Here is a 19,736-nt window from a genome sequence, read left to right as displayed (position 1 = left end):
GGACGATTACGGGTGAATGCCGCTCACCCGCAACTGGTTACCCGCCCACCGGCCCCGGCCCGCACGCGCGCCCCCGGCCGTGCACCCATGCGCCCCACGTGCGGGATCGATGCGCCAGGGCCCGGTCCCGTGCGCCCGTAACCCGTGGTGACGCGGGGAGTTGTGTTTATCGTGGAAGACACCATCGAAGATTCGATCGGCCGCACGGAAGTCGCCAAGATCCCCGAGCAGCGCGGCGCACAGCTGCTGGACAGCGCCCTGCGGTACGTGGAGGAGCGCCACTGGGACGTGTTCCCCGGCACCTGGCTGGAGGCCGCCGAAGGCTCCGAGCGGTGCTCCTGCGGCGCCTTCGGATGCGATGCGCCGGGGGCGCACGCCGCCCGGCCGGACTGGGCGAACCAGGCGACGGGCAGCGCCGTCGGCGCGCGCCGGCTGTGGGGCAAGCACCCGAAGGCCTCGATCCTGCTGCCCACGGGCCGGACGTTCGACGCGCTGGACGTCCCGGAGTCCGCCGGCTTCCTCGCACTGGCCCGGATGGAGCGGATGGACATGGCACTCGGTCCGGTGATCCGCACCCCGGGCCGGCGCATGCTGTTCCTCGTCCTGCCGGGCGCGGCGCAGAAGACGCCCGATCTGGTGCGGAAGCTGGGCTGGATGCCCAGCTCGCTCGATCTGCTGGCGCGCGGAGAGGGCCACTACGTGACGGCCCCGCCGACCCGCGTCGGCGGCCAGGGCGCGGTCCAGTGGGCGCGCAAGCCGACGCCCGCGAACCGCTGGCTCCCGGACGCGGAGGAGCTGATCAGCCCGCTCGCATACGCCTGCGGACGTGAGGCCGCCGACGAGCGGGCGCGCCGATCGTAGTGTTGTTCCCGTACACGGGGACGACGGAAGGCGGACGGCATGCCCGACCAGGCAGCGGACCGGACAGCGGAACAGACGGCGGACGGGACGGACGGCGCGCCGGGAGCGACGCCGCCCGCTGTCCGCGTGGAAGGGCTCTGGAAGCGCTTCGGCGAGCAGATCGCGGTGGCGGGTGTCGATCTCACCCTGCCCGCGGGCAAGTTCATCGGGCTGGTCGGTCCGAACGGCGCGGGCAAGACGACGACGCTGTCGATGGTGACCGGACTGCTCCGTCCCGACCAGGGGCGGATCCAGGTCGCCGGTCACGACGTCTGGAAGGACCCGGTCGAGGTCAAGGCGAGGATCGGCGTCCTGCCCGAGGGCCTGCGACTCTTCGAACGGCTCTCGGGGCGTGAACTCCTCGCGTACACCGGCCGGTTGCGTGGACTGCCGGGCGAGGAGGTCGACAAACGGGCCGCGCAGCTCCTGGACGTACTGGACCTGGCGGGCGCCCAGCACAAACTGGTCGTCGACTACTCGACCGGCATGCGCAAGAAGATCGGCCTGGCGGCGGCGCTGCTGCACAATCCGCAGGTGCTGTTCCTGGACGAGCCGTTCGAGGGCGTCGACCCGGTGTCGGCGCAGACCATCCGCGGCGTCCTGGAGCGGTACACGACGTCCGGCGCGACCGTCGTGTTCTCCAGCCATGTGATGGAGCTGGTGGAGTCGCTGTGCGATTGGGTCGCCGTGATGGCGGCCGGCCGGATCCGGGCCCAGGGCACGCTCGCAGAGGTACGGGGTTCGGCCTCGTCCCTGCAGAACGCCTTCCTGGAGCTCGTCGGAGCGAACGGCAGGGACACCGGGAACTCGCTGGACTGGCTCGGCGGCGGTTCGCGATGACGACCGCGACGACCTCCACGTCCTCCGCGGCCGGGGCGCCCACGGCGACCGGCTCGGCAGGCTCCCTGACCCCCGTCTTCGTACGGCTGAAGCTGACGCTGCTGGCCAACGGGCTGCGGCAGTCCTCGGGCCGTACCGCCGCGTTCGTCACCTCCGCGGTACTGGCGCTGCTGCTCGCCGCGGGACAGCTCGTCGGCTTCGTCGTGCTGCGCGGCACGGAGCACGCGGCGTCGCTGGTGGTGCTGCTGACCGGGGTGCTGGCGCTGGGCTGGGCGTTCATGCCGCTGTTCTTCCCGAGCGGCGACGAGACGCTCGACCCGACCCGGCTGGTGATGCTGCCGCTGCGCCCGGGGCCGCTGGTGTCGGCGCTGCTGGTGGCCTCGCTGGTGGGAATCGGCCCGCTGTTCACGCTCTGTCTGGCGGTCGGCGGCGCGCTGGCACTGGCGCACGGGGTGGTGGCCGTGCTGGTCGCGGTGGTGGCCGTACCGCTGGCCCTGCTGGTGTGCGTGGCGCTGGCCCGGGCGGTCGCGGCCGCCAACATCCGCCTGCTGACCAGTCGCAAGGGCCGCGACCTGGCCGTGCTGAGCGGTCTGGTGATCGCGGTGGGCATCCAGTTCGTCAACTTCGGCGTGCAGCGCCTCGGTCAGGCGGGCGGGCTCTCGGCGCTGGAGCCTGCCGCGTCGGTGGTCCGCTGGATCCCGCCGGCGTCGGCGCTCGGCGCCGTCGAATCGGCGAGCACGGGCTCGTACGGGACGGCCCTCGCCCAGCTCGCGCTGTCCGCGGCGGCCCTGGCCGGGCTGCTGTACGCGTGGCAGCGCAGCCTCACGCGGCTGATGACGGCCCCGGACGGCTCGACGCTCGCGGCGGCCTCGGAGCCGACCCGCCGCGGGACGTCCACCGGTCTGCACCGGCTGCTGCCCGAAGGCCGTACGGGAACGGTCATGCAGCGCAGTCTGCGCTACGTCTGGCGCGATCCGAAGACGAAGACGGCATGGGTGACGGCTCTGGTCATCGGCCTGATCGTGCCGCTGTTCAACGCGCTGCAGGGCAGCGGCTCGATCTACTTCGCCTGCTTCGCGTCGGGCATGCTCGGCATCCAGATGTACAACCAGTTCGGTCAGGACACCTCCGCGTTCTGGATGGTCGCGCAGACGATCGCGACGCCCCGGGACGCGTATCTCGAACTGCGGGCCCGCGCACTGGCGCTGCTGCTGATCACGCTTCCGTACACGGTGCTGGTCACGGTCGCCACGGCGGCGGTCCTCGGCGACTGGAGAGCACTTCCGGAAGCGCTCGGGATCGCCGTGGGGCTGCTGGGCGCGATGCTCGCGACGGGCGCGGTGGCGTCGGCGCGCTTCCCGTACTCGATCCCGCAGGACAGCGCGTACAAGAACGTCGCCCCGGGACAGGGCGGTCTCGCCTGGATCTCCATCTTCGGCGGGATGATCGCCTCCGCGCTGCTGTGCGCCCCGCTGATAGCGCTCACGATCTGGCTCAACGCCACCAACTCGGAGTCCGCGCTGTGGAGCCTGCTGCCGCTCGGCGTCCTCTACGGCGGGGCGGTGGCCTGGGGCGGACTGCGGGTGGCGGCTCCGCAGACGTCGGCGCGGCTGCCGGAGATCCTGACGGCGGTCAGCAAGGGGTGAGAGCCCGGGAGTTGAGCGTCGAGGGGTGAGGGCTCCTGATCCGTGCGGTGCGGGATGCGTTCATGTCATGACGTACCGTACGGATCATGTCCATGCCTCCTCCGCCTCACGGGCACCCGCAGCACCAGGGGTACCCGCCTCAACAGCCTTACGGTGCGCCGCCGCAGCCATACGATGCGCCTCAGGGGCAGCCGAACCCGTACGGTGCGCCGCCGCAGCAGCCGAACCCGTACGGCCCGCAGGGGCAGCCGTGGCCGCAGCAGCAGGGCGGTTGGGGCGCACCACCACCGCCGGTGCCGCCGAGGAAGTCGTTCTGGTCCGGTCCCAAGGCCGGGATCATCGGCGTGTCCATCGCCGTCGGGCTCGCGGCGCTCAGCTGGGCCGGGAACAACCTCGGCGGCGCTTCCGGGTCCTACCCGGAGGCGACGCACAAGGTCACGCTTCCGAAGACGCTGCTGGACGGCGGCTACACGCTCGCGCAGGACCTGTCCGAGCAGGGCGAGTCCGCGCTCGCCGGGACGAGCGAGGCCGACATCCGCGACGCCAAGGCGGTCGTCGGCCAGTACACGTCCGTGGACGAGGACGGGGCCGGGGTGCTGGTCCTCTCGGGGATGTACGGGCGGATCAAGAACCCGGACTCGGTCCGCAGCAGCATGCTGAAGGGCGCGGCCGAGGCCGACGGCGCGACGGTCGCGGTACCGCCGAAGGACATCGAGGTCGCCGGGTCCGACGTCACGGTCAGCTGCGAAGTGGTGACCACCGCGTCGGCCGGCGGCGAGAAGACCCCGTTCGCGATGTGCGCCTGGGCGGACGACAACACCGGGGTCTCCGTCGCCGAGGTGACGCCGAAGTCCGTGGCGCAGAGTCCGGAGTCGATCGACCTCGACGCCGCGGCCGCGAACGCGCTGAAGGTGCGGGACGAGATCAGGAAGCCGATCGCCTGAGCCGGCAGCCCCGGCTTGTGGAGGCTGTGTGCAGACAGCCCGGCGAGGACAGCAGGGCCGGCACCGGAGTTGGATCACTCCGGTGCCGGCCCTTCGCTGTATACGAAGGCGTACAGGGGGAGTTGCACCGGGCCGGACGCGCCTCGCCGCGACGAGGCACCGCTTTCCGGTCGAAGGGCCGTGCGAGCCAGTACTCAAAGGCACAACCAGTTCCCGATCATCGCAGGTCAGCCTTTGGTTTCGGGTGGGACCAATGATCGTTGTCCATATAGCGGACAGCGCCTCACGCGCCTCCCGCACCCCTTCCGAGCAGCCCGAACGACCATTCGATCGGCACGCCGTGAACGTATGCGGCCGGAAACAGGTGATGGATGTGCGATCACTGTACGCATCAGCAAGACTCCCGACCGCAACCGCACACACCGTAGAAGGGGTTCACCCATGCGTTACGTCCTCAACACACTCGGCGCGACGGCCTCCGCGGCGGCGCTCGTCCTCGGCGGGACCGTCGCGGGCGTCGCACACGCCGACGCCGCACAGCCCACCGGGCTGTACGCGCCGTCCGCCCTGGTGCTGGCGGTCGCCAAGGGCGACGCGACGGCCACGGCGACGGTCGAGCGCGCGGTGACCCTGAGCTGTGCCCCGGCGCCGGGCGGCAGCCACCCCGCGCCCGGTGCGGCGTGTGAGGAAGTGTCCGCGGTGAACGGCGAGTTCGGCCGGCTGGCCGGTACTCCGACCCGCCCCTGTACCCGGCAGTGGGACCCCGTCACGATCACCGCCACCGGCGTGTGGCAGGGCAAGCACGTCGACTGGTCGGCCACGTACGGCAACGCGTGCGAGATGCGGGAGAGCATGACCGGGGCCACGGTCTTCGACTTCTGAGCACCTCGACTCCGAGCCGGCCACCCCTGAGCCCGTCACCTCCGAGCCGGCCACGTCTCAACCGGTCACCTTGAGCCGGTCCTTCCCGAGCGGGTCTCCTCCCGGCCCGCCTCCTCCCGGCCCCTCAGCCGCGGCGGACCGGGGCGACACGACGGCGGTCCCGGTCCGTCGCACGGTCGGCCTCCTGCGCCGGCACCCCATGGACCGGATGGCCACCTCCCCGGCCATCCGGTCCCGTCATGCCGTCAGCACGCCTTCCAGGAAGGGCTCGATGGCCGCTCGCCAGGCCTCCGGCCGGTCGTAGTGGACGAGATGACCGGCGTCGGCCACCTCCGCGTACTGACCACGAGGGAGGACGCGGACCATCTCCTGCGCCTCCGCGCGGCCCAGCTCTCCGTCCAAGCCGCGCACGACGAGGGTGGGGCACCGGACCTGGGCGAGCGAGTCCCAGTGGGCGTCATGCACCCAGGTCTCACGGGACGTCAGCATCTGGCGGGGGGAGAAGGCCGGACGCCAGCCGTCCGCGCGTTCGGCCATCACCTCGGCGAAGAACTCACCGCGCGCGGGGTTGGGCCGCTCCACCCAGGGATCGTCCTCGCCGAACCACTTGCGCACGTCCGCGAGGGTCGCGAAGGGGAGGGGCCAGGCCCGGAACCAGTCCTCCCACTCCCGCTGGGAAGCCGCCCCGAGCGCGGAGGCCCGCATGTCGCAGATGACCAGGGCCTGGACGAGGTCGGGGCGCTCGGCGGCGAGCTGCCAGGCGGTGAGGGCGCCCATGGAGTGGCCGATGAGGATGGCGGGGGCCAGGCCCAGCTGTTCGACCGCGGCCGCGGCGTCCGAGACATACGCCTCGCGGGTGAACGAGCCGTCGGCCGGCCTCTCGCTGCGGCCGTGGCCGCGCTGGTCGAGCGCGACCGCGCGGTGCCGCTCGGCGAGCCAGCGGGCCGTGGCGGCCCAGTGCGAGGCCCGGCCCATCAGCCCGTGGAGCAGTAACACGCCCGGAGCGCGATCCGTCTCTCCACACCCTTTGGGCGGGTCCGCGAACTCCCAGGCAGCGAGGCGTACGCCGGCTGCTCCGGTCACGTCGATGCGCCGCACCATGGTCCTGGCACCCCCTTCTGTCCCCCGTGGATCTCCGAGCTCTCCGAGGCGGTCGAGCCCCGCCAGACTATCGAACCTCTATTCGAAAGCTGGGGTCCGACGAGCAACACCCCTCGTTCGAGTGACCACTCTCAAGGATTGACAGCCGTCGCCGAGGGGAGATCTTCAGCGGGAGGCGGGCCGCTCGGGGAAACCGGTCCGAGGGGATTGACCTTGAGAGCTCGGGGCTCCGGGTCAGCAAAGGGGAGGACAGGCCCCGGCGCCCTTGGGCGCCGGGGCCCTCCACGTTCGACCGGCGCATGCTCCGCCCCCTCACCGATCCGGGTCATATGCCTCAGCCACAGCGTGGCACGCGAATCGCCCGGGCGCTGCCATTCCGGCCGGAAAGCGCGTACTGAAACGGTCCGGAGGCGAACGACGAAGCGCGCCCGTACCGCGAGTGCGGTACGGGCGCGCGAAGAAAGTCGGGTGCCGTGGGGTGCCGTCGCGTCAGGGAGTCAGCGCTTCGCCACGAAGACGTGGGAGGCGACATCCGCCTCCAGCTCCGCGGCCTCGCCACTGCTGCCCACCAGGACACCGCCGGCCGACTCGGTCACGCTCACCACGGAGCCGGGCTGCACACCCGCGCGCCGCAGCGTGTACATCAGCTGGGCGTCCGTCTGGATGGGCTCGCCGATCCGCCGGACGACCACCGTCTTGCCCTCCGGGCCCGCGTCGAGCTCGGCGAGGCTGACCATGCTGTCGTCCAGGAACGCCTCGGCCTCCGCCTTCTCGCCCAGCTCCTCCAGGCCCGGGATCGGGTTCCCGTACGGCGACTCGGTCGGGTGGCGCAGCAACTCGAGCACGCGCCGCTCCACCGCCTCGCTCATCACGTGCTCCCAGCGGCAGGCCTCCGCGTGGACCTGCTCCCACTCCAGACCGATGACGTCGACGAGGAGGCACTCGGCGAGCCGGTGCTTGCGCATCACGCGCGTCGCCAGCCTGCGGCCCTCCTCCGTCAGCTCCAGATGACGGTCGCCCGCGACCGTGACCAGGCCGTCGCGCTCCATGCGCGCGACGGTCTGGCTGACCGTGGGACCGCTCTGGTCGAGCCGCTCCGCGATACGGGCGCGCATCGGGACAACGCCTTCCTCTTCCAGCTCGAGGATGGTGCGGAGATACATCTCCGTGGTGTCGATCAGTCCGGACATACGTGCCCCTCGAAGAAGTCGTGCGCTGGCCCTGACTCAATTCTGACGCATCGCGCCGACAACCGGGCCCCGCCGTCTCAAACCCTGTATTGACAGAGCAATGGTCCAGACCGCAACGTGATCCGCGACACGACGAGAAGGGGCGACCGCAATGGGCGAGAACAAGCTGGCGGGTCAGTTCTTCGACGCCGCGATCGGCCTGCTGGAGCGCGTGCGCGACGAGGAAGCGGCCAACATCGCGGCGGCCGGCGCCGCCATCGCGGACACCGTCGCCGCGGGCGGCCGGCTCTTCGCGTTCGGGGCGGGTCACTCCTCGCTCGCCGCCCAGGACGTCGTCTACCGGGCGGGCGGGCTCGCGCTGATGAACCTGCTCGCCGTGCCGGGCGTCGTCGGCGTCGACGTCATGCCGGCCACCCTCGGCTCCGCGCTGGAGCGCGTCGACGGCCTCGCGAGCGCCGTCCTCGACTCCAGCCCCGCCCGGGCCGGTGACGTACTGATCATCATCTCCCTCTCCGGCCGCAACGCCCTGCCCGTCGAGATGGCCATGAACGCACGGGCCCTCGGCCTGAAGGTCATCGGCGTCACGTCGGTGGCGTACGCGACGGAGACACGGTCCCGACACGCCTCCGGCACCTACCTCAAGGACCACTGCGACATCGTCCTCGACTCCAAGATCGCGATCGGCGACGCGGAACTGACCGCCGAGGGCATCGAGGCGCCCTTCGCGCCAGCCTCGACCGTCGTCACCAGCGCGCTGATGCAGGCGACGGTCGCCGCGGCAGCGGGCGACCTCGCCGAACGCGGGATCGAGCCCCCGATGCTGCGGTCCGGCAACGTGGACGGCGGCCATGAGTGGAACGGCCGGGTGATGACGGAGTACGCGGACCGGATCTTCTACCGCCGCTGACCCGTCCGGTCCGGTCGGATCCCGGACCCGGACCCGGACCCGTCCGCTACTCCCCCTCCACCCCCGCCAGGTCCAGCGCCGACGCCACGCGGGTCGCGACGGTCTCCGCATAGGCCGCGTCCGGACGTTCGAACGCGGGCCGGTGCGACGACCGCAGGAAGGTGAGGACGCCGAGGGTGCGGCCGCGGCTGCGGAGCACCGTGCAGAGGGCGTGGACCGCGTCCGCGGGCCACTGGCGCTCCGAGGCCCACGCGCCGCTGCCGCTCTTGGCGCCGCCCGCACTGGCGCGGACCGAGCCGACGCGGTCCATCGCCTGCAGCGCGGGATGACCTTGGGGATACCGCAGCGGAATCCCCGTCCCGGCCACCCGCGCGACGGGCCCCGGCGCACCGGAGGGCGTCGCCGCCGCCCGCAGCAGCCGCTTGCCGCGTTCCGAGACCACGTCGACCAGGGCGTGGTCGGCGAATCCGGCCAGCGCGAAGTCCACCTGGGCCGTCGCCGCCTCCATCGGGTCCTCGCACTCGGCCGCCGCCCGTGCGGCCCGGTGCAGCTGGCTGAACCGGAACCGCAGCCGGTCCGCCTCCTGCTCCGCGAGTTTCGCCTCCGTCACGTCCTGGAAGAGCCAGCCGACGCCCAGCGGCACCGGTTCCTCGGCCAGCGGCGAGGCGAGCCTGAGGAATCCGCTGCGCCAGCATCTGCGCCGCTCGCCCTCGTCCGTCCGCACCGTCACCCACAGCTCGACGAGGGCGCCCGGAGCACCGTCGGCGAGCACATGGTGCAGCGCGCCTTCCAGCTCCTCCACGCCCTGCACGATCAGCTCGCCGAGCGGCCGCCCGAGCAGCGTCGTCCGCCCGCCGGAGCCCAGCATCCGGGCCGCCTGCCCGTTGACGACGGCAGGCCGCAGATCCACGTCGACCATGACGACGCCCCACGAGGCGTCCTCGAACAGCGCCTCGCTGAGCGCGATCGACCGCTCCAGGTCGATCTGCGCATGCACCTCGCTGAAGGCGCAGTACACCCCGGCCGGCTTCCCGTCCGCGCCGCGCACCCCGGCCGACTGCGTACGTACGAGCACCCGCCCGCCGTCCTTGCGCAGCAGCGCGAACTCGTGAACCTGCCGTCCCGGGGCCCGCATGGCGGCCAGCAGCCGCCCCTGCACCTCGTCCGCGTCCGCGGTCCGCACCGCCCACCCCGCGAACCCGCGCCGCCCGACGGCCTCCTCGGGCGACCAGCCGAGAATCCGCTCGGCCTCCCGGTTCCAGTGGGTGATCACCCCGTCCGCGTCGAACGCGCACAACGCGGCGTCCATCCCGTCCAGCAGCGCCGCGAGCAGATCCGAACCGGGTCCGTCCCGCTCCGGCTCGTCCGGACCCAGCGCGCTGGTGGTCTCGCTCCTGGAAGCACTCATCCTGGCACCCCCTGCAGGACGTGTCCTCGACCCGTGCCGCCCTCCGCGCGAGCGGCACCCCCCGATCATTCAACTGGAACGTGATGCAGGACACACTGATTTCGCGGAAATCGTTGCGTGCGAAAAAAGGGGTTGAGCGAGCCCGAAGAGGTTCCTAGTGTGTGACCCACGTTGGAAAGGAGGTGGTTCGGAAGTGATTTCTTACCGGACAGGCGAGGTGGCTGCGGGCTGACGGCCCGTCGTCGCACTCTGTGCGCCTCGGCAGGCCGTCTGCCGTAATCCAAGCAGTCACCGACCCGCGGGCTCGCCGGTACGTCCGGCCGGCTTCCTCCTCGGAGGAAACCAGAGCCCGCGGGTTTCTGCTTGTCACGGACGGTTTCCGCGTAGTCCGGCCGGTTTCCGCGTGTCCCGGTCGGCTTCCGGGGATCCCGGCGGATTCCGGGGTCCCGGCGGCTTTCCGCGTACGTCGCGCGCCGACCGCCGCGGTCAGGGCGCCAGACGCTCGACCCGCCAGCCCGTGGGCGCCTCCGCGGTGCGCACGTACCGCAGCCGGTCGTGCAGCCGGTTCTCGTGGCCCTGCCAGAACTCGACCGTCTCCGGGACGACCCGGTAACCGCCCCACTCCGGCGGCGCCGGCACCTGCTCGCCCGCCGGGTAGCGGGCGGCGAGTTCCTCGTAGCGGCGCAGCAGCTCCGCGCGGGAGGGGATGACGGAGGACTGGGGGCTTGCCCAGGCGCCGAGCTGGGAGCCGTGGGGGCGGGTACGGAAGTAGCCGACCGTCTCGTCGCGGCCCACGCGGGCCGCCGTGCCGGTGACGATGACCTGGCGGGTCAGCGGGTGCCAGGGGAAGAGCAGCGAGACATGGGGGTTGGCGTCGATCTCGCGGCCCTTGCGTGAGGCGTGGTTCGTGTAGAAGACGAAGCCGCGGTCGTCGAAGTGCTTGAGCAGCACCGTCCGGGACGAGGGGCGGCCGTCGGGCGTGGCCGTGGAGACGATCATGGCGTTCGGCTCGTGGAGGTGGCCGGCCGCGGCGTCCTTGAACCAGTGGACGAACTGCTCCATCGGCTCGGCGGGCAGGTCCGCCTCGTCGAGGGGCGTCGAGCGGTAGTGCTCGCGCATGGCGGCGGGGTCGAGGGCGTCGGTCACGTGAGTCATCCTGCCCTAGGGGCACGGTGACCGGCCGCCGAGTGCGCCCGGCACCGAGTGCCGCCGATCCTCCGCGACCGGATCGGCGGACTGTGCCGGATGTCACGCTTCCCCCGCATCATCGGGACCCGCCAAAATCGGCGCTGGGCCGCTGTGGCCTCCCTACGACGCGGAGAGGATGACCTCCCTCCGCTCGGGGCATCACCGGAGTGGTGACCCACCCGGGCCGAAGCTTGTCTCGCACACATCATGAGGAGCCGCCTGATGTCCGACTTCGTACCCGGACTAGAGGGAGTCGTCGCGTTCGAGACCGAGATCGCCGAACCCGACAAGGAGGGCGGCGCGCTCCGCTACCGCGGCGTCGACATCGAGGATCTCGTCGGTCACGTCTCGTTCGGGAACGTGTGGGGCCTGCTGGTCGACGGGGCGTTCAACCCCGGCCTTCCGGCCGCCGAGCCGTTCCCGATCCCGGTCCACTCCGGTGACATCCGCGTCGACGTGCAGTCGGCGCTGGCGATGCTCGCTCCCGTGTGGGGCCTGAAGCCGCTCCTCGACATCGACGAGGCCCAGGCGCGCGACGATCTCGCGCGGGCCGCCGTGATGGCGCTGTCGTACGTGGCACAGAGTGCCCGCGGGCAGGGTCTGCCGATGGTGCCGCAGCGGGAGATCGACAAGGCGCAGTCGGTCGTCGAGCGGTTCATGATCCGCTGGCGTGGTGAGCCGGACCCGAAGCACGTGAAGGCCGTCGACGCGTACTGGACGTCGGCCGCGGAGCACGGCATGAACGCCTCGACGTTCACCGCCCGGGTCATCGCCTCGACCGGCGCCGACGTGGCGGCCGCGCTCTCCGGTGCCGTGGGCGCGATGTCCGGTCCGCTGCACGGCGGCGCGCCGTCCCGCGTCCTCGGCATGATCGAGGAGATCGAGCGGACGGGGGACGCCGTCGCCTATGTGAGGAAGGCCCTGGACAAGGGCGAGCGGCTCATGGGCTTCGGCCACCGGGTGTACCGGGCCGAGGACCCGCGCGCCCGTGTGCTGCGGCGCACCGCGAAGGAGCTGGGCGCGCCGCGCTACGAGATCGCGGAGGCGCTGGAGACGGCCGCGCTGGAGGAGCTGCACAACCGCCGCCCGGATCGGGTCCTGGCGACGAACGTGGAGTTCTGGGCGGCGATCATGCTGGACTTCGCCGAGGTCCCGGCACACATGTTCACGTCGATGTTCACGTGCGCCCGTACGGCCGGCTGGTCGGCGCACATCCTGGAGCAGAAGCGCACCGGGCGGCTGGTGCGTCCGTCCGCCCGCTACATCGGTCCCGGCTCGCGCGACCCGCGCGAGATCGAGGGGTACGCCGACATCACCGCCCGCTGAGACGCCTCGCAGGTCCTCACCGGGCCTCGCACCGACCCGGGTCCGGGTCGGGCGCGGTCCGGGTCAGGCCGCCCGCTCCACGAGTTGCGCGTGGTGGCGGGCGGCGACCTGCGGGTGGGCCCGCAGCTTGCCCTTGAGCTCGTTGCGCCCGTACTCCGCGAACAGCGGGTTGGCGGGGTCGGCGGTGACACCGGGCGCGCCCGCCGCGTACCGGAACGGCAGCGGGGCGACACGCGCGTCCAGACGCGGGTTGAAGAAGAACGGCACCGAATACCGCTCGGTGGCTCCGGGCGGGCTGACCACGCGGTGGTTGGTGGCGAGCAGATAGCCGTTGGTGGCGACTTCGAGGAGTTCGCCGAGGTTGACGACGAACGCGCCGGGCAGCGGCGGTACGTCGTGGAAGGCGCCGTCCTCGCGCTGCACCTGGAGGCCGCCGATCCGGTCCTGGTGGAGCAGGGTCAGGAAGCCGTAGTCCTTGTGGGCGCCGACTCCCTGGTCCGCACCGTCCCCGGCGCTGCCGGGGTAGCGCACCAGTTTGAGGTGCAGATGCGCCCGGTCGCCGAAGATGTCGTCGTAGAAGTCCGGCGGGGCGCCGATCGCCGCGAGGAGTTCGTGGAGCAGCTTGTGGGCGACCGCGCTGAGCCGGTCGATCCAGTCGAGCGCGGCGCCGCGCAGCCCGGGAAGGGCCGCCGGCCACTGGTTGGGGCCCTCCAGCCACCAGTAGGCGGGCTGGCCGGGGCCCGGTATGCGCGCGGGCCGCTCGGCGCCGATGTCGAGCTGGTCGCGCCAGTCCCGGCTGCCGCCGGTGTGCTCGTCGCCGATGCGCGTGTAGCCACGGAAGTGCGGTGAGTTGATGTTGTCGATGGCGAGCCGGTCGGCCTCGGGCAGGGCGAAGAAGTCGCGCATCGCCGTCATGAGCGCATCGGTCTCGTCCTGGGACACACCGTGGCCGGTCAGCTGGAAGAAGCCGACGTCATGGGCGGCGCCGTGGAGCCGGGCGTGCAGCTCGCCGCGCGCGGCGGGGCCGCGGTCGGCGGCGGAGAGGTCGATGACCGGGAGCTGCGAGAAGTTCGAGTGAGACGTCGAGTGAGACATGGGTGCGTCCGCTGGTCGTGCCCCGGTCGCCGGTCCCGGTGATGACCGGGTACGCGTGCTGTCGGCGTCCGCCGTGGTGCGGCGGGGGCCGGAGGACCGGGTGGGATGGAAGGGGGGCCTGCGTCGGGGGTCAGCGGTGAGCCCGACAGCCCATGCTCGTGACGCGGAGGAAGTCCACGTGGCGGCGTCGTACGAGCGGAAGCATGCGGCAAGAATACGCCCGGGGTACGACGGGCGGGGTGACCCGGGTCACCCCAGCACCTCGTGCAGCAGCCGCCCCCACTGCGCCACCACCCGCTTGCGTCGCGCCGCGTCGTCCGTCAGCAGGTTCGCCAGGCCCAGCCCGCGCGCCATGTCCAGCAGGCCCTGGACCGTTTCCCGTACCCCCGGCTCCGACTCGTCCGCCCCCAGGAGCTCCACCGCTATCCGGTGGGTCTCACGGCCGACGCGGGCCTCCAGTTCGGTGACGCGGGCGCGCAGCTGTTCCTCGTTGGAGGCGGCGACCCACAGATGGAGGGCGGCGCGGAAGAGGGGGCCGGTGTAGAGGTCGACGAGGGCCTCCAGCACGGCCGACCGGTTCTGGACGGGGAGGGCGCGCAGGGCCGAGGAGCGTTCCTCGGCGACGTACTCGACCGCCGCGGTGAACAGGTCCTCCCGGGTCGGGAAGTGGTGCTGTGCCGCGCCCCGCGAGACCCCGGCCCGCTCGGCGACCACCGAGACGGTCGAGCCCGCCCAGCCGCGTTCGGCGAGGCAGGCCACCGCGGCCTGCAGGAGCCGCTGCCGGGTGGCCCGGCTGCGGTCCTGCTTCGGGGCGGTCACAACAGCCATGCAGGATCCCGTCGTTCGAGGAAGGCGGTCATCCCCTCGCGCGCCTCCGCCGAGGCGAAGAGCGACGCCGAGCGCTGCACGAGATCCTCCGCGTCGCGGTCGAAGGTCTCCCGCACCCTAGCTGTGAGCAGCTGTTTCGTCGCGTCCAGGGCCTGTGGGGAGGCCTTGCGGAAGCCGTCGAGCACCGGCGCGAGGACCGCGTCCACGTCGTCGCCGACGGCCGTCACCAGTCCGAGACGGGCGGCCTCCGCGGCGTCGAAGCGCTCCCCGCTCAGGTAGTAGCGGGCCGCGGCGCGCGGCTCCAGGCGGGGCAGCAGCGGCAGGGAGATGACCGCCGGGGCGACCCCGATCCGTACCTCCGTGAACGCGAAGTCGGACCCGGCCGAGGCGGCCGCGACGTCGCAGGCGCCGACGAGGCCGAGCCCGCCGGCCCGTGCGTGGCCCGTCACGCGCGCCACCACCGGCTTCGGCAGTTCGACGATCTGCCGGAGCAGCGCGACGAAGGTGTACGGGTTCGGCGGCTCCTTCAGGTCGGCGCCGGCGCTGAAGGTGCCGCCGGTGTGGGTGAGGACGACGGCCCGTACGGCCGGGTCCTTGCCGCACGCGGTCACCGCGTCGGCCAGCTCGCCGACGAGCCGCGCCGACAGGGCGTTGCGGTTCTCCGGCGAGTCCAGGGTCAGCGTCGTGATGCCGCGCTCGGACGCCGTGCTGATGAGTGTCACGTGGTCTCCTTCTCCCGGTCCTCCCGGCCTGCCCGGTCCTCCCGGTCGCGCAGTTCGCGGCGCAGGATCTTCCCCGACGCCGCCCGTGGGACCCCGCCGATGAACTCGATTCGGCGGACCTTCTTGTACGGGGCGACGCGCTCGGCCACGTAGGCGAGGACGTCGTCGCCGGTCAGCTCGGCCGCCGCCGGCTGCCGTACGACGTACGCCTTCGGGACCTCGTTGCCGTCCTCGTCGTAGACCCCGATCACCGCGGCGTCCGCAATGCCCTCGTGGGTGAGGAGAAGGGCCTCCAGCTCGGCCGGGGCGACCTGGAAGCCCTTGTACTTGATGAGTTCCTTGACCCGGTCGACGACGAACAGCCAGCCGTCCTCGTCGACGCGGCCGATGTCTCCGGTGTGCACCCATCCGTCGGCGTCGATCATGTCGGCGGTGGCCTCGGGGCGGCCGAGGTAGCCCTTCATCACCTGCGGCCCCCGGATGGCGATCTCGCCCTCCTCGCCCGGCGCCACGTCCTGGCCGGGGTCGTCGAGGGACAGGATCCGCATCTCGGTGTTCGGCAGCAGCTTGCCGACGGCGCCGGCGGGCGGGTTCGGCGCGGACAGCGGCACGACATGGGTGCCGGGCGACAGCTCGGTCATGCCGTACGCCTGCCGGACCGGCGGCAGCCCCAGCCGGGCCGAGCAGGCCCGGGCGAGCTGCGCGTCGAGCGGGGCGGCGGCGCTGACGATGTACTCCAGCGACGACAGGTCGTACTGCGCGACCGCCGGGTGCTTGGCGAGCGCGAGGACGATCGGCGGGGCGACGTACAGGCCGTTGATGCGGTGCTTCTCTATCGCCGCGAGGAACTGCTCCAGGTCGAACCGGGGCAGGACGACGACGGTGGCGCCCTTGCGCAGCGGGGCGTTCATCAGGGCGGTGAGGCCGTATATGTGGAAGAACGGCAGCACCGCGAGGATGCGGTCGCCCGGGCCCATCGGGATGAACGGTTCCAGCTGTGCCAGGTTGGTGGCGATGGACCGGTGGGTGAGCATGACGCCCTTGGGGATGCCCGTGGTCCCTGAGGAGTACGGGAGCGCGGCGACGTCCTCGACCGGGTCGATGGCGAGCACGGGTTCCGGCGCGGCGGAGCCGAGCATGGTGCGGATGGAGCGGTGCCCGTCCGCCTCGTCGCAGACGAAGATCTCCTCGATGCCGCCCACGAGTTCCGCGGCGCGGCGGGCCGCTTCGAGGAGCGGGGAGACGGTCACGATCCAGCGGGCGGAGGAGTCCGAGAGCTGCTTGGCGAACTCCTCCGCCGTGGCGAGCGGATGGACGGTCGTGACCGACGCCCCGGCGCGCGTGGCGCCGTAGAAGACCGCCGGGTAGGCGACCGAGTTGGGGCTGTGCAGGGCGAGGACGTCGCCCTTGCGCACGCCGGCGTCGGCGAACGCGGCGGCGAGCCGGCGGTGGAACGTGTCGAGCTGCGCGTACGTGATCGTCGTGGCGCCGGTCCTGTCGGTCCCGTCGATCAGGGCGACGGCGTCGCCGTACTCGGCCGCCCGGCCCAGGACCGCGTCGTGGATGGGGACGGAGAGGGACGGGACATCCGCGTACTCGCTGTGGTGCATCACCATGACAGCCCCTTCACGGTCGAGTCGTGCTCGCCAGAGTCGTGCTCGCCAGAATCGCCCCTGTCAGTACGACTTGGGGAGACCCAGGGACTGGTGGGATACGAAGTTGAGGATCATCTCCCGGCTGACCGGGGCGATCCGGGCGACGCGGGCCGCGGTGATCAGCGAGGCCAGGCCGTACTCGCGGGTGAGGCCGTTGCCGCCGAGCGTGTGGACGGCCTGGTCGACGGCCTTCACACAGGCCTCGCCTGCCGCGTACTTGGCCATGTTGGCGGCCTCCCCGGCGCCCAGGTCGTCGCCCGCGTCGTACAGCGCCGCGGCCTTCTGCATCATCAGCCGGGCGAGTTCCAGCTCTATGTGGGACTGCGCCAGAGGGTGGGCGATGGCCTGGTGGGCGCCGATGGGGGCCTTCCAGACCTGCCGTTCCTTCGCGTACTCCACGGCGCGGGCCAGCGCGTAGCGCCCCATGCCGATCGCGAAGGCCGCGGTCATGATCCGCTCCGGGTTCAGCCCGGCGAAGAGCTGGAGCAGGCCCGCGTCCTGGTCACCGACGAGCGCGTCCTCGGGCAGTTCCACGTCGTCGAGGACCAGCTCGAACTGCTTCTCCTGGGCCTGCAGTTCCATGTCGATCCCCGAGCGTGTGAAGCCGGGGGCGTCGCGGGGGACGATGAAGAGGCACGGCTTGAGCCTGCCGGTCCTGGCGTCCTCGGTGCGACCGACGATGAGGGTCGCGTCGGCGATGTCGACGCCTGAGATGAAGACCTTGCGGCCCGTGAGGATCCAGCCTCCGCTCTCGGAGCGGCGGGCCGTGGTCGTGATCCGGTGCGAATTCGAGCCGGCGTCGGGCTCGGTGATGCCGAAGGCCATGGTGCGGGTGCCGTCGGCGAGACCGGGCAGCCACGTCCGCCGCTGCTCCTCGGTGCCGAAGCGGGCGATGACGGTGCCGCAGATGGCGGGCGAGACGACCATCATGAGCAGCGGGCAGCCGGCGGCTCCGAGCTCCTCCAGGACGATGGACAGCTCGGCCATGCCGCCGCCTCCGCCGCCGTGCTCCTCCGGGAGGTTGACGCCGAGGTATCCCAGCTTGGCGGCCTCCGCCCACAGCGTCTCGCGGTCGTAGCCGCGGCCGTGCCGCTGTCCGAGCGCGGAGACGGCGGCGCGCAGTGCGGTGTGCTCTTCGCTCTCGATGATCGTGGTCATGATGCGGGCTCCTCCTGTACGGCGGCCTCTGCGGCTTGTACGGCTTGTACGACGGCGAGAAGGGCGCCGACCTCGACCTGGCGGCCGGGGGCGGCGTGGAGCGCGGTGAGCGTGCCGGAGGCGGGAGCGGAGATCCGGTGCTCCATCTTCATCGCCTCCAGCCAGATGAGGGGTTGTCCCGCGGTGACCGTCGCACCGGGCGCCAGGCCGTCGGCGACGCGGACGACGGTGCCGGGCATGGGCGCGAGCAGGGAGCCGGGTTCGCGCTGGGCGGTGGGGTCGGGGAAGCGCGGCAGCACGGTCAGGGCGGTGTTGCCGACGTACACGCGGTCGCCGTGGCGCACGACGGGGAACTCTCGTTCCACACCGTCCACTTCGAGCCGCACCGCGTGCGGGGCGAACCGGACGACCCGCACACCGGGAAGGTCCTCGACCTCCATGCCGCCGCCGCGGGTGGGGCGGTAGCGCACCTCGTACTCGCCCTCACGGCCGGCGTAGCGCTTCACCTGCGGCTGCGAGGGGAGATTGCGCCAGCCACCGACGCCCGCTCCGGTGCGCGCCGCGGCATCGGCGAGGGCGGCCGCGACCGCGGCGACGTCCTCGCCACCGCCGGCGGCGGTCAGCTCCGGCAGATGCCGGTCGAAGAATCCGGTGTCCATCCGCGCGGAGACGAACTCGGGGTGCCGCAGGGACCGTACGAGCAGCTCCCGGTTGGTGACGGGCCCGTGCACGCGCCCCCGCCCCAGATCCGCCGCGAGCCGCCGCACGGCCTCCTCCCGCGTGGGCGCCCATACGACGACCTTCGCGATCATCGCGTCGTAGTGCACCCCGATCCGGTCGCCCTCGGCGTACCCGGTGTCGACCCGGGTCCTGGGGACCCCGTCGACCGCGTTCGTGGCCGGGCCGGCCGTGAAGGACAGCGCGTGCAGCGCACCCGTCTGGGGGGACCAGGCTCGCGCCGGATCCTCGGCGTAGAGGCGCGCCTCCACGGCGTGGCCCCGGGCGGTGGGCGGGTCGGCGGGAAGGCGGGCTCCCTCGGCGACCTGGAGCTGGAGGGCCACGAGGTCGACGCCGAACACTTCCTCGGTGACGGGGTGCTCGACCTGGAGGCGGGTGTTCATCTCCAGGAAGTGGGCCCGCTCGCCGACGACCAGGAACTCGACCGTGCCCGCGCCGCGGTAGTCCGTCGCGCGGGCCGCGCGGAGCGCCATCTCCTCCAGCGTGGCGGCGAGTTCCGGGCCCAGCCCGGGAGCCGGCGCCTCCTCGACGACCTTCTGGTGGCGGCGCTGGAGGGAGCAGTCGCGGGTGCCGAGCGCCCATACGGTGCCGTGCGCGTCGGCGAGGATCTGCACCTCGACATGGCGGCCGCCTTCGACGTACGGCTCGACGAAGACCTCACCGTCCCCGAAGGCGCTCAGCGCCTCGGCCCGCGCCGCCTCCACCTCCCCTTCCAGGTCGGCCAGTTCGCGTACGACGCGCATGCCGCGCCCGCCGCCGCCCGCCGCCGCCTTGACCAGCACCGGCAGGTCTTCCTCGCCGAGCCCGTCCACGGCGAGCGGCGCGATCCCCATGAGTTCCTTGGCGCGCGTCTTGGACGCCATGGCCTCGATGGCCTCCGGGGGCGGGCCGATCCACACCAGGCCCGCGTCGATCACCTCGCGGGCGAAGCCGGCGTTCTCGGAGAGGAATCCGTAGCCGGGGTGGACGGCGTCCGCGCCCGCGGCGAGCGCCGCCTTCACGATCAGGTCGCCGCGCAGATACGTCTCGGCGGGGGTCGCGCCCGGAAGGCGTACGGCCGCGTCGGCCTCCCGTACGTGCAGCGCTCCCGCGTCCGGGTCCGAGTACACCGCGACGGTCGCGACGCCCAGCTCACGGCAGGTGCGGAAGACCCGGCAGGCGATCTCGCCCCGGTTCGCGACAAGAACTGACTGGATCACGATCAGGAC

Annotated in this window: 17 protein-coding genes; 7 read left to right on the top strand and 10 right to left on the bottom strand. The window is 72.3% G+C overall.

Features of this window, described 5'->3' with window-relative positions; genetic code table 11:
• The first annotated feature begins 171 nt into the window (after nucleotides 1-171).
• The 5 genes from ACIQMR_RS24220 to ACIQMR_RS24200 all read left to right on the top strand — a co-directional run bounded on the left by ACIQMR_RS24220 (nucleotide 172) and on the right by ACIQMR_RS24200 (nucleotide 5,212).
• Nucleotides 172-861, top strand: coding sequence for a bifunctional DNA primase/polymerase (locus tag ACIQMR_RS24220; protein WP_401390835.1), 690 nt, complete (start codon nucleotides 172-174; stop codon nucleotides 859-861).
• A 39-nt stretch (nucleotides 862-900) separates the two neighbouring features.
• Nucleotides 901-1,740 (top strand): ABC transporter ATP-binding protein, encoded by an 840-nt coding sequence (locus tag ACIQMR_RS24215; RefSeq protein ID WP_401390832.1) that lies wholly within the window; start codon nucleotides 901-903, stop codon nucleotides 1,738-1,740.
• Nucleotides 1,737-3,386 carry a transporter gene (locus ACIQMR_RS24210; RefSeq protein WP_401390829.1) on the top strand — a complete coding sequence of 550 codons (1,650 nt, stop codon included), beginning with the start codon at nucleotides 1,737-1,739 and terminating at the stop codon, nucleotides 3,384-3,386. The genes ACIQMR_RS24215 and ACIQMR_RS24210 overlap by 4 nt, the downstream gene beginning before the upstream one ends.
• A gap of 293 nt (nucleotides 3,387-3,679) precedes the next feature.
• Complete coding sequence (locus ACIQMR_RS24205; protein WP_401390826.1) at nucleotides 3,680-4,330, top strand: hypothetical protein; 651 nt, start codon at nucleotides 3,680-3,682, stop codon at nucleotides 4,328-4,330.
• Nucleotides 4,331-4,771: 441 nt separating this feature from the next.
• Entirely contained in the window at nucleotides 4,772-5,212 is a 441-nt protein-coding gene (locus tag ACIQMR_RS24200) for a subtilase-type protease inhibitor (RefSeq protein WP_401390823.1), read from the top strand.
• 237 nt (nucleotides 5,213-5,449) lie between these two features.
• On the opposite strand, the gene ACIQMR_RS24195 is transcribed toward ACIQMR_RS24200, so the two are convergent.
• Both ACIQMR_RS24195 and ACIQMR_RS24190 read right to left on the bottom strand, forming a co-directional pair.
• Nucleotides 5,450-6,313: an alpha/beta fold hydrolase gene (locus ACIQMR_RS24195; RefSeq protein WP_401390820.1), complete on the bottom strand. Its 864-nt coding sequence runs from the start codon at nucleotides 6,311-6,313 to the stop codon at nucleotides 5,450-5,452.
• Nucleotides 6,314-6,810: 497 nt separating this feature from the next.
• The gene (locus ACIQMR_RS24190; RefSeq protein ID WP_358664535.1) at nucleotides 6,811-7,503 is read right to left on the bottom strand and encodes a metal-dependent transcriptional regulator; all 693 of its coding nucleotides are present in this window, start codon (nucleotides 7,501-7,503) and stop codon (nucleotides 6,811-6,813) included.
• A 151-nt stretch (nucleotides 7,504-7,654) separates the two neighbouring features.
• On the opposite strand from ACIQMR_RS24190, the gene ACIQMR_RS24185 reads away from it, so the two are divergent.
• Nucleotides 7,655-8,410: an SIS domain-containing protein gene (locus tag ACIQMR_RS24185; protein WP_266379281.1), complete on the top strand. Its 756-nt coding sequence runs from the start codon at nucleotides 7,655-7,657 to the stop codon at nucleotides 8,408-8,410.
• Nucleotides 8,411-8,456: 46 nt separating this feature from the next.
• On the opposite strand, the gene ACIQMR_RS24180 is transcribed toward ACIQMR_RS24185, so the two are convergent.
• A complete protein-coding gene (locus tag ACIQMR_RS24180) occupies nucleotides 8,457-9,818 on the bottom strand; it encodes a PAS domain-containing protein (RefSeq protein ID WP_401390815.1) in 1,362 nt (453 codons plus the stop codon).
• A 486-nt stretch (nucleotides 9,819-10,304) separates the two neighbouring features.
• Nucleotides 10,305-10,937 carry a pyridoxamine 5'-phosphate oxidase gene (pdxH, locus tag ACIQMR_RS24175; protein WP_401391048.1) on the bottom strand — a complete coding sequence of 211 codons (633 nt, stop codon included), beginning with the start codon at nucleotides 10,935-10,937 and terminating at the stop codon, nucleotides 10,305-10,307.
• Nucleotides 10,938-11,228: 291 nt separating this feature from the next.
• Between pdxH and ACIQMR_RS24170 the strand changes: the two genes are divergently transcribed.
• Nucleotides 11,229-12,332 (top strand): citrate synthase 2, encoded by a 1,104-nt coding sequence (locus ACIQMR_RS24170; protein WP_401390812.1) that lies wholly within the window; start codon nucleotides 11,229-11,231, stop codon nucleotides 12,330-12,332.
• 63 nt (nucleotides 12,333-12,395) lie between these two features.
• Here the strand turns inward: ACIQMR_RS24170 and ACIQMR_RS24165 are convergent, their stop codons facing one another.
• From ACIQMR_RS24165 to ACIQMR_RS24140, 6 genes are all read right to left on the bottom strand, one after another.
• Nucleotides 12,396-13,427, bottom strand: coding sequence for an isopenicillin N synthase family dioxygenase (locus ACIQMR_RS24165; protein ID WP_401390809.1), 1,032 nt, complete (start codon nucleotides 13,425-13,427; stop codon nucleotides 12,396-12,398).
• Nucleotides 13,428-13,676: 249 nt separating this feature from the next.
• Nucleotides 13,677-14,255, bottom strand: coding sequence for a TetR/AcrR family transcriptional regulator (locus ACIQMR_RS24160; RefSeq protein ID WP_401390806.1), 579 nt, complete (start codon nucleotides 14,253-14,255; stop codon nucleotides 13,677-13,679).
• Nucleotides 14,243-14,977, bottom strand: coding sequence for an enoyl-CoA hydratase family protein (locus tag ACIQMR_RS24155; RefSeq protein WP_401390804.1), 735 nt, complete (start codon nucleotides 14,975-14,977; stop codon nucleotides 14,243-14,245). The genes ACIQMR_RS24160 and ACIQMR_RS24155 overlap by 13 nt, the downstream gene beginning before the upstream one ends.
• Complete coding sequence (locus tag ACIQMR_RS24150; RefSeq protein ID WP_401390802.1) at nucleotides 14,974-16,593, bottom strand: 4-coumarate--CoA ligase family protein; 1,620 nt, start codon at nucleotides 16,591-16,593, stop codon at nucleotides 14,974-14,976. Before ACIQMR_RS24150 ends, ACIQMR_RS24155 begins: the two co-directional genes overlap by 4 nt.
• A gap of 60 nt (nucleotides 16,594-16,653) precedes the next feature.
• Nucleotides 16,654-17,790, bottom strand: coding sequence for an acyl-CoA dehydrogenase family protein (locus tag ACIQMR_RS24145; protein WP_401390799.1), 1,137 nt, complete (start codon nucleotides 17,788-17,790; stop codon nucleotides 16,654-16,656).
• Nucleotides 17,787-19,727 carry a biotin carboxylase N-terminal domain-containing protein gene (locus ACIQMR_RS24140; RefSeq protein WP_401390796.1) on the bottom strand — a complete coding sequence of 647 codons (1,941 nt, stop codon included), beginning with the start codon at nucleotides 19,725-19,727 and terminating at the stop codon, nucleotides 17,787-17,789. Before ACIQMR_RS24140 ends, ACIQMR_RS24145 begins: the two co-directional genes overlap by 4 nt.
• Nucleotides 19,728-19,736: the final 9 nt, after the last annotated feature.

Origin of the sequence: Streptomyces sp. NPDC091376 (genome assembly GCF_044757085.1) — a bacterium.
Lineage (GTDB): Bacteria > Actinomycetota > Actinomycetes > Streptomycetales > Streptomycetaceae > Streptomyces > Streptomyces pratisoli.
Note: the sequence above shows the minus strand (reverse complement) of the source record. Positions and strands in the feature narration are given on the sequence as shown.

What these genes read in the sequence shown, in the direction of transcription:
- pdxH (WP_401391048.1), bottom strand. Translation starts at nt 10,937, where the DNA reads ATGCGCGAGCACTACCGCTCGACGCCCCTCGACGAGGCGGACCTGCCC.
- ACIQMR_RS24180 (WP_401390815.1), bottom strand. Translation starts at nt 9,818, where the DNA reads ATGAGTGCTTCCAGGAGCGAGACCACCAGCGCGCTGGGTCCGGACGAG.
- ACIQMR_RS24150 (WP_401390802.1), bottom strand. Translation starts at nt 16,593, where the DNA reads ATGGTGATGCACCACAGCGAGTACGCGGATGTCCCGTCCCTCTCCGTC.
- ACIQMR_RS24165 (WP_401390809.1), bottom strand. Translation starts at nt 13,427, where the DNA reads ATGTCTCACTCGACGTCTCACTCGAACTTCTCGCAGCTCCCGGTCATC.
- ACIQMR_RS24190 (WP_358664535.1), bottom strand. Translation starts at nt 7,503, where the DNA reads ATGTCCGGACTGATCGACACCACGGAGATGTATCTCCGCACCATCCTC.
- ACIQMR_RS24160 (WP_401390806.1), bottom strand. Translation starts at nt 14,255, where the DNA reads ATGGCTGTTGTGACCGCCCCGAAGCAGGACCGCAGCCGGGCCACCCGG.
- ACIQMR_RS24170 (WP_401390812.1), top strand. Translation starts at nt 11,229, where the DNA reads ATGTCCGACTTCGTACCCGGACTAGAGGGAGTCGTCGCGTTCGAGACC.
- ACIQMR_RS24215 (WP_401390832.1), top strand. Translation starts at nt 901, where the DNA reads ATGCCCGACCAGGCAGCGGACCGGACAGCGGAACAGACGGCGGACGGG.
- ACIQMR_RS24210 (WP_401390829.1), top strand. Translation starts at nt 1,737, where the DNA reads ATGACGACCGCGACGACCTCCACGTCCTCCGCGGCCGGGGCGCCCACG.
- ACIQMR_RS24185 (WP_266379281.1), top strand. Translation starts at nt 7,655, where the DNA reads ATGGGCGAGAACAAGCTGGCGGGTCAGTTCTTCGACGCCGCGATCGGC.
- ACIQMR_RS24200 (WP_401390823.1), top strand. Translation starts at nt 4,772, where the DNA reads ATGCGTTACGTCCTCAACACACTCGGCGCGACGGCCTCCGCGGCGGCG.
- ACIQMR_RS24195 (WP_401390820.1), bottom strand. Translation starts at nt 6,313, where the DNA reads ATGGTGCGGCGCATCGACGTGACCGGAGCAGCCGGCGTACGCCTCGCT.
- ACIQMR_RS24145 (WP_401390799.1), bottom strand. Translation starts at nt 17,790, where the DNA reads ATGACCACGATCATCGAGAGCGAAGAGCACACCGCACTGCGCGCCGCC.